Annotated in this window: 9 protein-coding genes; 8 read left to right on the top strand and 1 reads right to left on the bottom strand. The window is 73.2% G+C overall.

Going from position 1 to position 12218, the window contains the following annotated elements; genetic code table 11:
- Positions 1-8: 8 nt before the first annotated feature.
- The 6 genes from ACIPKM_RS02365 to ACIPKM_RS02340 all read left to right on the top strand — a co-directional run bounded on the left by ACIPKM_RS02365 (position 9) and on the right by ACIPKM_RS02340 (position 8034).
- On the top strand, positions 9-791 hold the full coding sequence (locus ACIPKM_RS02365; RefSeq protein ID WP_083403456.1) for an inositol monophosphatase family protein: 783 nt from the start codon (positions 9-11) through the stop codon (positions 789-791).
- A 664-nt stretch (positions 792-1455) separates the two neighbouring features.
- Entirely contained in the window at positions 1456-4152 is a 2697-nt protein-coding gene (locus ACIPKM_RS02360) for a LuxR family transcriptional regulator (protein WP_071296174.1), read from the top strand.
- 417 nt (positions 4153-4569) lie between these two features.
- On the top strand, positions 4570-6384 hold the full coding sequence (gene glmS, locus ACIPKM_RS02355; RefSeq protein ID WP_071296173.1) for a glutamine--fructose-6-phosphate transaminase (isomerizing): 1815 nt from the start codon (positions 4570-4572) through the stop codon (positions 6382-6384).
- Between the two features lie 29 nt (positions 6385-6413).
- Entirely contained in the window at positions 6414-6548 is a 135-nt protein-coding gene (locus ACIPKM_RS02350) for a hypothetical protein (RefSeq protein WP_302847773.1), read from the top strand.
- A complete protein-coding gene (locus ACIPKM_RS02345; RefSeq protein WP_071296172.1) occupies positions 6545-7258 on the top strand; it encodes a M50 family metallopeptidase in 714 nt (237 codons plus the stop codon). Before ACIPKM_RS02350 ends, ACIPKM_RS02345 begins: the two co-directional genes overlap by 4 nt.
- A gap of 233 nt (positions 7259-7491) precedes the next feature.
- Positions 7492-8034, top strand: a complete 543-nt coding sequence (locus ACIPKM_RS02340; protein ID WP_254790912.1) for an NUDIX domain-containing protein — start codon at positions 7492-7494, stop codon at positions 8032-8034.
- A gap of 140 nt (positions 8035-8174) precedes the next feature.
- Here ACIPKM_RS02340 and ACIPKM_RS02335 read toward each other — a convergent pair whose 3' ends face one another.
- A complete protein-coding gene (locus tag ACIPKM_RS02335; protein WP_071296171.1) occupies positions 8175-9389 on the bottom strand; it encodes an amidohydrolase family protein in 1215 nt (404 codons plus the stop codon).
- Positions 9390-9514: 125 nt separating this feature from the next.
- Between ACIPKM_RS02335 and ACIPKM_RS02330 the strand changes: the two genes are divergently transcribed.
- Both ACIPKM_RS02330 and ACIPKM_RS02325 read left to right on the top strand, forming a co-directional pair.
- Positions 9515-10906, top strand: coding sequence for an O-acetylhomoserine aminocarboxypropyltransferase/cysteine synthase family protein (locus tag ACIPKM_RS02330; RefSeq protein ID WP_071296170.1), 1392 nt, complete (start codon positions 9515-9517; stop codon positions 10904-10906).
- 3 nt (positions 10907-10909) lie between these two features.
- Positions 10910-12214: an LLM class flavin-dependent oxidoreductase gene (locus ACIPKM_RS02325; protein ID WP_071296169.1), complete on the top strand. Its 1305-nt coding sequence runs from the start codon at positions 10910-10912 to the stop codon at positions 12212-12214.
- Positions 12215-12218: the final 4 nt, after the last annotated feature.

Below are 12218 nucleotides of genomic sequence, written 5' to 3'. Positions count from 1 at the left end.
TGGCGACCGTGGACCTCAGCGCCGACCTGGACTTCGCCCGCTCCCTCGCCGACACCGCCGACGCGATCAGCCTCGAGCGGTTCCGCGCCGCCGACCTGCACGTGTCGAAGAAGGCCGACAGCACGCACGTCACCGACGCCGACCAGGCGGTCGAACGAGCGCTCCGCGAACGGCTCGGTGCCGAGCGTCCCGACGACGCCTTCCTCGGCGAGGAGACCACCGCCGACACCGGCGCCGAGGCCGTCAGCGAGGGCCACCGCCAGTGGGTGGTCGACCCCATCGACGGCACCGCGAACTACCTCCGCGGCGTCCCGGTCTGGGCCACCCTCATCGCGCTCGCGGTGGACGGGCGCCCGGTTCTCGGCGTCGTGAGCGCACCCGCCCTCGGCAAGCGCTGGTGGGCGGCCGAGGGGCTCGGCGCGCACTCCTTCGACGGTCCCCTGCACGTCTCCGGCGTCGATTCCCTGGCCGAGGCCAGCCTGAGCTACAACAGCATCCAGCAGTGGGACGACGACGACCGCCTGGACGCCCTCGTGACGCTCTCCCGGCAGGTCTGGCGCACCCGGGCCTACGGCGACATGTGGTCGTACATGCTCGTGGCCGAGGGCGTCCTCGACGTCGCGGGCGAGCCCGACCTCAAGCCGTGGGACATGGCGGCGCTCGTGCCGATCGTCGAGGAGGCCGGTGGCCGGTTCACCTCGCTCGACGGCGATCCCGGCCCCTGGCACGGCAGCGCCCTCGCGACGAACGGACTCGTGCACGACGCCGTGGTCGAGGTCATCCGCCGCTGACGGCCCCGGACGCCCGGCGCGTGCAACTGTTGCACGCGCCGCGGTGCGACATCGTCGACGTCGTACGACAGCGGCCTCGTCGCAGTCCCGCGCGCGCAACCGTTGCGGCCGCGCGGAAGCGACACCATCGACGTCGTACGACATCGGCGTTGTCGTTCCGAGTCGGCACGAACACTCGACCGGCAACCCACCCCGCGGGTCGGCCCTGCGGCGGACACCGCCTGTACCCCGGTTTCGTACCACGAATCGCCGCAGCCGATCCCGGAACGCCCCCCGAGGGGGGCACGTGGCCCCCCGGACTGGGGACACCGCGGGTGGACATCGGATTGCGGAGACCGGCCATCCGAGCCAGAACCTGAGTTATCTTGCTTTCAGGCGACAGGTCAGGTGCCGCTTCGGAGTCCCTAGCTCCGAACGGGATGCCAGACCGGTCGTGCTTCGTCCGAAGACCCTAACCCGAGGGGTGATACAGACGATGACTTCATCGTTCCCGAGCGGAACCGAGTGCACCCTCACTCGTCATCCGCATTCCGTTTCCGACAGCTCCGGCACGCGTTCTTCCCTGCGTGCCCCACGTCCGGCTCTGCGCGCGGTCACCCGCCGTGCCTCCGACCGGTCCCTCTCCTCCGTTGCATCCGCTTCCGGGCCCGGAGGCCGGTGAGTCATGGCACTCACCGGTCGCCGTCTCGAGGTCGACCGGATCGCGACCCTCGCTGTACTCCCTCGTGAGTCCGCGATGGTCGTCGTCGGCGACCCTGGTTCCGGACGCAGCAGCGTCCTCGACGCGGTGTCCAACCGCGTCTCCCTCCCCGTCGTACGCGTCGGAGTGAACGGGAGTGAGTCCCACTGGCCCCTGGCCGGCGTGACCTCGCTCTTCACCGCACTCGACGATCCCCGTGCGACGGCCCACATCGCGCACCTCCTCCAGGGGAGCGCACCCGTCGACCGGCAGACGCCGGGGCTGGCGGCGGCGCACGACTTCCTCGACGCCGTGCACGCCCTCACCCTGCCGCCGACGCTCGTGCTGATCGACGACCTCGACCGGATGGACGTGGAGAGCCAGGAGCTCATCGCGTTCCTCGCGTCGCGGCTCGCCGGCACCGCACTGCGCGTCGTCGCCACGGTCCGTACCGTGCCGCCGGCCGGACCGCTCGCGGCCCTGCCGACGCTCCGGATCGAACCGCTGCCCTCGGACGAAGCACTCGTGCTCGCCCGTGACATGGCTCCGGAAGAGGCGAACGAGGGTGTCCTCGCCGTCCTCGCCGAGGAGACCGGTGGCAACCCCGGCGCACTGCGCGAGCAGCTCGCCGTGCTCAGTCGCGAGCAGCTGAACGGCTCCGAGCCGCTCGTGCTGCCGCTCCGACCGACCCCGACCACCGAGGCCATCGCGGCCCTGGTGCTCGGTTCCGCAGCAGGACGCGATCTGGACGTCCTGGCGCGGTTGGCCCTCGTCCCCGTGGCGAAGACCACCGGTTGGGACCGCGACGAGCTCGACGACCTGGCACACGCCGGACTCACGACCGTCAAGGGTCAGACCGTCTCGGTCCGCGATCCCCTGGTCCGTTCCGCGCTGTACTGGCGGATGCCGGCACGGGACCGACGGGCCGCGCACACGGAACTCGCCGCGGCGAGCGCCGAGTCCGACCCGCGTGCGGCCGCGTGGCACCGCAGCTTCGTCGACGACGTCCCGGACGTGGTCGCGCTGCTCCGTGCAGCCCGCTCGTACGTCGTGGACGGCAACGCCCAGGCCGCGGTCGTGCTCACCGAGCGCGCTCTGCACATCGGTTCGGGGCACGAGGACGAGCACGCTGCGCTCCTCGGTGTCGCCGAGGCCCTGCTGGCGAACCGGCTGCTCGGCTTCGCCGCGCGGTACCTCGCCGCGATCCGGCCGTTCCGCTCCACGGCGGACGAGACCCGTCGGCTCCGTCTGTCGTACTCGGTGCAGTACCTCAGCGGCGACGCCGTGCACGCGGACGAGCTCCTCGTGCCGGTCGACCCCGAGAACGCCGCCGAGGCGGACGCACTCGGTGGGCTCCTCGCGATGGTCGCGTGCTTCCGGGCCGAGGCCTGGGAGCTCGACCACGCCAGGGACCTCCTCGCCCGGGCCGAGCCGCTCAAGCGGTCCGCGTCGCAGCACACCCTGGAGATCACGGAGACCGCGCACGAGCTCATCGCCGCGGTCGACGGGACCCTCCCGGCCGACACGGCGCTCCACGACGGACTCTCCACCACGACGCTGGTGGGCATGTCCGACCCGGCGCTGCTGCTCCTCGCCCACGCGTTGAGCATCGCCGAGCGGTACCGCAGCGCCCGCCGCGTGTTCGCCCTCGTCCTCGCCCGGGGACAGGAGGCCATGCCGGTCTGGACCGAGGCCGCCCGCTACCTGTCCGCCGAGAACGAGGTGCGCTCCGGGAACTTCCGGCAGGCGCTCCGCGCGATCGACGTGTGGGAAGCCGGATCGTCGGTGGTCGAGCGGCTCCGTGAGCCGTCCCGTGCCATCGCGCTCGCCTGGCGGCACTTCGCCGAGGGGCGCTCCCCCGAGGCACTCGAGGTCCTCGACCGGTGCCTCGCGCAGCGGTCCACGAACCGTCTGTGGGGTGCGACCGCCAAGCTGCACGCCCTGCGCGGTCGGGTCCTGCTGCTCGACGGTCGGCTCGACGAGGCCGCGGCCTCGCTCGAGGCGGCGGACGCCATCGGTCGCTCGCTGCGGAACCCGGCGGTGCTCCGGCACCTCGGCGACCTGGTGGAGGCGTACTCGCGCCTCGACCGGATCGACGACGCCCGGGCGATCGCCGCACGGCTCGCGGCGGACCACCACGCCCGCCCGTCGCGCTGGGGCGCCCTCGTCCTGGCGCGGAGCCTCGCGCTGGTCGCGGACGACACCACCCGTGACACCGCGCGTCGCCGTGCACTGGAGCTGTTCCAGCCGCACGACTCGCAGTTCGAACGTGCTCGGACCTTCGCGGCACTCGCTGCCGTGGGGACCCCGACGGAGCGTCCGCGCCTCGGTGCGGCCGCTGCGGCGGCGTACGAGGCGGCGGGGCTCCGTCGTCCGCTGGCCACCCCGGCCGCGACGGTCGCGATGCCGGTCTTCGGCGCGCCGACGTCGCTCCGGTCCGCGCCGGTGCTGTCCGCGCAGATGCCCGGGACGCCGCGCAGCGCGCCGGACGCCTCGGCGGTGCTCACCTCGCTCACCGCGGAGGAGCGCGCCGTCGTGCAGAAGGTGACGGAGGGGTACCGCAACCGCGAGATCGCCTCGTCGCTCTTCATGTCGCAGCGGACGGTGGAGCTGCGGCTGACGCAGATCTACCGCAAGGTGGGAGCGCGCTCGCGTTCGCACCTGGTCGCGCTGCTCACGTAGTCGAGACGCGACCCACCACCGGACGGGAGGCGCGGTGCCAGCTGGCACCGCGCCTCCCGTTCGTCGTCGGTGCGGGCCGTGGATGCGGGTTGCGGGACTCCGCACGCCCTGTCCTCCGAACGGGGGACCGCTCGCGGTGAACCGCAAGAGCGGGCGACGACCGTTGCCGTGTCACCGACCGGCGGGTGATGCTTCTCGTGCACCGACCGCCGTGCTCCTCCGGGAGCCCGCCCGTGGTACCCCGTCCGGTACCCGAACCGTCGGCCCACGAACGCCGTCGTCCGTCCTCGCCTGATCCGAGGACGGGCGGCGGCCCGGGCCGGCGGACCGGACGCACGGCAGACCCGACGGCGGTCGGTGCCGCAAGGCTCCTCCCTCCCCCACCCGAGCTGCTCCTCCCACCCGAAGGGAAACCAGATGTGCGGCATCATCGCGGCCCGCGTCACCGACGACGCGTCCCCCTACCTGCTCGACGGACTCGAACGACTCGAGTACCGCGGGTACGACTCGGCGGGCATCGCCGTCCGGACCGCCCACGGCGGCACCGAGACCATCCGGTCCGTGTCGCGCGTCGGTGACCTGCGCACGCTCGTCGCCGCACGCTCCGGCGACGCGCTGACGGGGGTCGGCATCGGGCACACCCGGTGGGCGACGCACGGCGTGGTCCGCGAGGCGAACGCGCACCCGCACGCCGACTGCTCCGGCCGGATCAGCATCGTGCACAACGGCATCGTCGAGAACGCCGACCGGCTCCGTGCGACGCTCGAGCGCCAGGGCCACGTGTTCTCGTCGGACGTCGACTCCGAGGTCATCGCGCACCTCGTCGAGCGGGCGCTCGCGGTGGACCCGGACCTCATGCTCGCGGTGCAGATCGCGACCGCGCAGCTCGAGGGCTCGTGGGCGATCGTGGTGCTCGACGCCCGGGACGGCCGCATGGTCGTCGCCGCCGAGCGCTCCCCCCTCGTCGTCGCACGGTCCGCCCGCGGCGACTTCGTGGCGAGCGACATCGGGGCGATCGCCGAGTGGTGCGAGACCTTCGTGGCGCTCCGCGACGGCGACGTCGTCGAACTCGGCGAGGCCTGGACGTGGTCGTCCTCCGGCGTCACGGTCCCCGTCCCCTTCCCGACGCCGTCCCCGTTCGCCGCGACCGCGCTCGACCTCGGCGACCACCCGGACCACATGGCGAAGGAGATCGAGGAGCAGCCCGAGGTCGTCGCCTCGATCCTCGACCGGGTCGCCCGCCGGGCCGCCGACGGCAGCATGTGGGTCGGCCTGGGGCTCCCCGGGTTCCACCGACTGGCGATCGTCGCGTGCGGCACCTCGCTCAACGCCGGGCAGGTGATCGCCACCGCGCTGCGCGGCATCGGCGGCGTGCCGACGGACATCGTCGTCGCGAGCGAAGCCGACCAGGCGGTGCTCGGCCCGGACACGCTCGTGGTCGCCATCAGCCAGTCCGGCGAGACCGCCGACGTCCTCCGCGCGCTCGACCGCTTCGAGGACCGGCACCCGGTGCTCGCCCTCACGAACAACGTGCACTCGTCCCTCGCCCGCCGGGCGGACGCCGTGCTCGACTGCCACGCCGGCCCGGAGATCGGTGTCGCCGCGACGAAGACGTTCACCGCGCAGGTCGTCGTCGGCGTCGCCGCGGTGATCTCCGCGCTCGTCGCCTCGGGTCGGATCGACGGCGAACGCGCGGCCGCGCTCGTCGGCGAGCTCTCCGACCTCCCCGCCCGCATCGACCACGCCGCCGCGATCGCCGCCGACCGCATCCCGCTGCTCGTCTCGAGCGTCAAGGACGCGACCGGCTTCCTCTTCCTCGGCCGCGGCGCCGGGCTGCCCTACGCGGCCGAGGGCGCGCTCAAGCTCAAGGAGCTCAGCTACCGCTGGGCCGAGGCCTACCCGGCCGGCGAGCTGAAGCACGGCCCGCTCGCCCTCGTCGACGAGGGCACCCCGGTCGTCGTCATCGACCACGGCGACCACCGACTGCAGGCGAACATCGCCGAGGTCCGTGCCCGCGGCGGGTTCGTCATCACGATCGGCGGCGAGGGGTCGGACATCCCCGCACTCGGCCGTCGCATCGTCGGCGACCTCGCCTGGGGTCGGGCGACCGCACCGTGGGGTCCGCTCGAGGCCGTCGTCCCGCTGCAGATGCTCGCCCGCGAACTCGCGCTCCAGCTGGGGTGCGACGTGGACAAGCCGAGGAACCTCGCCAAGTCGGTGACGGTCGAATAGCCAGGCACACGCGCTTCAACCGCCTGACGGTGTTCCTCGCCGTCCTCACGGCGCTCGCCATCGTCGCGACGGTCATCGTGATCGCCGCGACGCTGGTGCCGTCGTTGCTCCCCCAGGGTCTTGCCGGGTTCGTCACGGGCGGTGCTGCGATCCTGGTCCCTTGACCACCGCAGCCCCGCCCCTCGTCGTCGTCGCGCTCCTCGTGGGCGCGGTCCTGCCGTTCGTGCCGTTCGTCTGCCGGGTGGCGCGCATCGCCGCGACGATCGCGCACGAGGTCGGGCACGCCGTCGTCGTCGTGCCGTTCGGCGGACGCATCCAGCGCATCGAGCTGCACCCGGACGGCTCGGGCGAGGCCTGGGTCCAGCTCGGCCGGGTCCCCGGTGCGATCCGGTGGCTCGTGCGGATCGTGAACCTGTACGCCGGCTACAGCGCGCCGCTCTGGGCCGGCGTGCTGCTCGTGACCGGGGTGCTGCACGGGTCGAGGTGGGTGCCCGTCGTGGTCCTCGGCGTCGTCGGGCTCGTCGCGCTCGCGTTCGTGCGGAACTGGTTCGGGATCCTCGTGGTCCTCGGCTTCGACGCGCTCGCGCTCTGGGTCGCCCTGCGCCCGTCCGAGACCACCGTGCTCGTCGTCGCCGCGGTCGGGGCGTTCTTCGTCGTGGACGGGCTGCGCTCGGTGGTGCAGGTCGCCCGGTGGCTCGCGACCGGGGCCCGTGTGCAGACCGACTTCCACATCGCCGCGGCCGAGATGCGGGTGCCGGCGACGGTGTGGTTCGTGCTGTTCGTCGCCGTGAACGCCGCCGCGGTGTGGCTTGCGCGTGGTCCGCTGCTCGAGGTGTGGGCGACCGTCTCCGACGGGGTGCGCGCGCTGTTCTGACGCGTGCGGCGGGCGGCGGGCCGCGGGCTGCGGGCTGCGGGCTGCGGGCTGCGAGCTGCGGGCTGCGGGCTGCGGGCTGCGGGCTGACTCGCAACGACATCGTCGCTGTCGTACGACATCGACGTCGTCGCACCCCCGCGCGCGCAACAGTTGCGCACGCGCGGCAACGACGAGCCCGCTGTCGTACGACATCGACGTTGTCGCAACCCCGCGCGCGCGACAACGCTGCGAGGATGACGACGATGCACCTCGACGACGTGACCACCGCCCTCGCCGCGACGACCGCCCCGCACCGCGACCGCTTCCTCGCGTTCGTGCGGACCCACGGCGACGCGGCACTCCGACGCGACGGCGGCCCGGAGCACCTCACCGCGTCGTGCTTCGTGTTCTCGCCCGACCTCGGGAGCGTGCTGCTGTGCCTGCACCGCAAGGGCCGGTTCTGGGTGCAGTTCGGTGGGCACCTCGAACCGGGCGACCGCGACCTCGCCGAGGCCGCCCGTCGCGAAGCCCGCGAGGAGTCGGGCATCGCCGACCTCGACCTGCTCGACGCCTCCGTGGCCGACCTCGACCGTCACGACCTGCACGGGGGCTTCGCCTGCGCCGCGCACTGGGACGTCGGCTTCGTCGCCGTGGTCGATCCCGCTCGGGCGACCACCGTCAGCGACGAGAGCGACGACGTCCGGTGGTTCGCCCTCGACGCACTGCCCGACGGCCTCGCGCCCGGGCTGCCCGCACGCCTGGCCGCGGTGGTCGCCACGGTCGCGCACCGCGACTGACACCGGACTGGAGGCGCGGGTCGGCGCCGACCCGCGCCTCCAGTCCGGTGCGTGCGCACCTTCCGACGTGACACGCGTCGATCGACGGGTGCAGTGTCGCGATCGCCGCGCGAACTGCGCCGCGCCCGCCGCCCGCCGCGCTACTCCCAGGGGCGCTGCGCCAGCTCCGCCGGGTCGATGACCCGCCCACCGGCCACCACGAGGGACCGCGGCACGCGGCGCACCAGCGCGTCCATCGGGTTCTCCGCGTCGACCAGGACGACGTCCGCACGCGCACCGGCGACGATGTCGTGCTCCTCGTCGGTGACGAACCGTGCGCCGTCGCGCGACGCGATCTCGACCACCCGCACCAGGTCCTCGTCCCGCACCACCCCGCCGGCCCGCGCGTACTGCCACGCGATGCCGAGCAGGTCGCCGTCGCCGTAGGGGCTCCACAGGTCGCGGATACCGTCGGTGCCGAAGCCGAACCGCACCCCCGCGTCGTCGAACTCGTGCAGCGGCAGCTGCTTCATGCGCACCGGCGCGACCGTCGTCATCGTGACCCCGAGGCCCGCCATCCGGGCGAGCAGGTCGCGGCGCCGGACCGGGTCGACGTCGACGATCGCGAAGCCGTGCGCGACGTTGATCCTGCCGGGCGCGATGCCGAGCCGCTCGACGCGGTCGAGGATCAGGTCGAACGAGAACGCCCCGAGCTCGGCGGGCTCGTGCAGGTGGACGTCGATCCCGCACCCGGTGTCGGCGGCGATGTCGAACAGGCCGTCGAGGTGACCGACGGGGTCGCGGTCGATGAGCGACGGGTCGAGGCCGCCGATGTGGTCCGCTCCGCCCTCCGCCGCACGGCGCAGCAGGTCGAGCACGCCGGGGCGCCGGAGCACCCCGTCCTGCGGGAACGCCACGATCGACAGCTCGACCGCGTCGTCGAGCGCAGCACCCGCGGCGCGGACGGCCTCGATGCCCCGGAGTCCGACGCCGAGGTCGACGTCCACGTGGGTGCGCACCCGGGTGGTGCCGGTGCGGAGCGACTCCCGCAGGACCCTGGTCGCGACGGCCTCGCCCGGGATCCCGAGGGCGTCACGCCGGGCGCGCTCGTGGGCGATCCTGCCCTGGGTCCCGCCCTCGCCGCCGTACGACTCCCACGTGTGGCCCCACCAGCTCTTGTCGACGTGCGCGTGCGTGTTCACCAGCCCGGGGAGCGCGAGCTGCCCACGACCCTGCACCTCGGTCGCGCTGCCGGCCGGGACGGTGCCCGGGGGTGTGACCGCGGTGGTGCGGGAGCCGGTGACGACCACGTCGGCCCGTTCCCCTCCCCACGGTCGCACGTCGCGGATGATCAGGGTCGCGTCCTCGTCCACCATGCCCCCACCCTGCCAGTCCGACCGCACCGGGTGTGCGCGGGACCCGCCGTAACGGAACGCCGCAAACGGGAACCGCGGAGGGAAGCCTGCGAGAGTACCGGCACGACGACGGCAGGAGGTGTCCCGTGACGGACGAGGCGCACGGTTTCGCGACCGAGCAGGTGCACGGCGGGTTCCAGCCCGACCAGGGCCACGGAGCGAGGGTCCCCGCGATCCACATGTCCTCGGGCTTCCTGTTCGACGACTTCGACCAGGCCCGCGACCGCTTCGCCGGGACCGACGACGGCTACACCTACACGCGGCTCGGCAACCCCACGAACGCCGACGTCGAGCGCCGGGTCGCGCTGCTCGAGCGCGGCGTCGAGGCGATCCTGGTGGGCAGTGGGCAGGCCGCCGCCACCGTCGCGTTCCTCGGCATCCTGCAGGCCGGCGACCACGTCGTCGCGGCGCGCAGCATCTACGAGGGCACCAAGGGCCTGCTCGTGCAGAACCTCGGACGCCTCGGGATCGAGGTCGACTTCGTCGCGGACCAGCGCGACCTCGACGAGTGGGCGCGACTCGTCCGCCCGAACACGAAGGCCTTCTTCGCCGAGACGATCCCGAACCCGAAGAACGACGTCCTCGACATCACCGGCGTCGCCGACACCGCGCACCGTGCGGGTGTGCCGCTCATCGTCGACAACACCCTCGCGACGCCGTACCTCGTGCGTCCGGTCGACCACGGCGCCGACATCGTCGTCCACTCGGCGTCGAAGTTCCTCTCCGGCCACGGTGCCGGGCTCGGCGGCGTGGTCGTCGACGGCGGCACCTTCGACTGGTCGGCGTCCCCGGACCGCTGGGTGCACCTGACCAGCCCGGAACGGTCGCTCGGCGGCGAGAGCTACTTCGAGCGCTACGGCAGCCGCGCGTTCGTCGTCTTCGCACGCGACGTCGTCGCCTCGCGCATCGGCCCGACGCCCTCCCCCTTCAACTCCTTCCTGCTCCGCCAGGGCATCGAGACGCTGTCGCTGCGCGTGGAACGCCACAGCGCGAACGCGCTGGCTGTCGCGTCCTTCCTGGAGCAGCAGCCGGAGGTGACGAGCGTCGACTACGCGGGTCTCGCCTCCAGCCCGTTCCACGACCTCGCCCAGCGCTACCTGCCGCGCGGTGCCGGGTCCGTCTTCGCGTTCACGCTGGACGGCGGCGAAGCCGCGGCGCGGACCTTCATCGACAGCGTCCAGCTGTTCAGCCGGATGACCCACCTCGGTGACGTCCGCTCGCTGATCCTGCACCCCGCCACCACGACGCACGCCGGCAAGACGCCCCAGGAGCGCGCCGACCAGGGCATCGACGACGGCCTCATCCGCCTGTCGGTCGGCATCGAGGACGTCGCGGACCTGGTCCGCGACCTGTCGCGCGGGTTCGCCGCGTTGCGCGGCGCGAGGGCGGGCCAGGAGGCGCGGGTCGACTCCGACTCGGAGCTCGCCTCCCTCGAACACGCCGTTCCCGGCAACCACGTCATCGCGGAGGAACTCTAGGCAATGGCCGGACTGCAGCACTTCGGGTACTTCTTCTCGCGCGGGTTCGGCCCGCAGGCGTGGGGCCGGTCCGACTGGGACTGGGGGCACGACTGGACGAAGCCCGACCTGTACCAGCAGTCCGTCCGCGCCCTCGAGCAGGCCGGCATGGACCTCGTCATCGCTGAGGACGCCATCTCGCTCGGCAACCCGTCGACGCTCGACCTGCGGATCCGGCAGGCGTACGGCGGCCCGAAGCACGACCCGCTCCTGCTCGCGCCGTACCTGTTCGCCGCGACCTCGCACATCGGGTTCGCCCCGACCGTGAACGCCGGGTTCACCCCGCCGTACCTCGCCGCACGGCAGTTCGCGACGCTCGCGCACCTCTCCGGCGACCGCTTCGGCGTCAACGTCGTGACGGACACCGGGAGCGCTCGGCACGCCGGGATCGCTCCGCTCCCGCACGACGCCGCGTACGACCGCGCCGAGGAGTGGTTGCAGCTGGTGCGGCGGCTCTGGCACTCGTGGGGCTCCGGGTACGTCGGGGACCGCTCCGACTGGCACTTCGCCGACGGCGACGCCCTCGATGCGTTCCACCACGAGGGCGCGTACTTCACCGCGGACGGCCCGCTCAACGCCCTCCCGCTCGACTCCGACCCGATCGTGGTCTCCCCCGGCGGCTCCGGCCGGGGGCTCGGGTTCGCCGGAACGCACTCGGACGTGCAGCTCGCGCTCGCACCGCTGTCCGCGGCGGCCGTGCGGGACTACCGCGCGCGGGTGCTCTCCGCCGCGGCCGACGCCGGACGCACCGCGAACGCGCTGCGGATCCTGTTCGTGCTCAAGCCCGAGATCGTGTCGTCGGCGGCCGAGGCGGACCGCGTCGTCGCCGCCTCCCGGCACCCGTCCGACGACGACCTCCGCACCGCGGCGATCGCGTGGTCGAGCGACTCCGAGACGGACCTGCTCGCGCTCGACCTCGATGCGCCGATACCGGCGGGGACGTTCGGCGACCACGTCTCGGCCGGCACCATCCGCGGCCTCGTCGGCGACACCCCCGACGCACCGCTGCGCACGCTCCTCGAACGCAAGGCCCGGAAGGGTCGGGTGTCCTCGCGCGAGGGCTTCGTCGGGACCGCCGACGAGTTCGCGGACTTCATCGAGGAGCTCGGCGCGGACGCCGACAACGACGGCATCATCTTCTCGGGCGACCTGCACCCGGCGCAGGTCTACCGGATGCTCGGCGACCTCGTGCCGGTGCTCCGGCGCCGTGGGCTCCTGCGACGGGAGTACGGCGCCGGAGGCATCCGGGAGAACCTGTTCGACTTCTGAGACC

The sequence above is a fragment of the Curtobacterium sp. NPDC086286 genome (genome assembly GCF_044746255.1).
Lineage (GTDB): Bacteria > Actinomycetota > Actinomycetes > Actinomycetales > Microbacteriaceae > Curtobacterium.
Note: the sequence above shows the minus strand (reverse complement) of the source record. Positions and strands in the feature narration are given on the sequence as shown.

What these genes read in the sequence shown, in the direction of transcription:
- ACIPKM_RS02335 (WP_071296171.1), bottom strand. Translation starts at nt 9,389, where the DNA reads ATGGTGGACGAGGACGCGACCCTGATCATCCGCGACGTGCGACCGTGG.
- ACIPKM_RS02325 (WP_071296169.1), top strand. Translation starts at nt 10,910, where the DNA reads ATGGCCGGACTGCAGCACTTCGGGTACTTCTTCTCGCGCGGGTTCGGC.
- glmS (WP_071296173.1), top strand. Translation starts at nt 4,570, where the DNA reads ATGTGCGGCATCATCGCGGCCCGCGTCACCGACGACGCGTCCCCCTAC.
- ACIPKM_RS02340 (WP_254790912.1), top strand. Translation starts at nt 7,492, where the DNA reads ATGACGACGATGCACCTCGACGACGTGACCACCGCCCTCGCCGCGACG.
- ACIPKM_RS02360 (WP_071296174.1), top strand. Translation starts at nt 1,456, where the DNA reads ATGGCACTCACCGGTCGCCGTCTCGAGGTCGACCGGATCGCGACCCTC.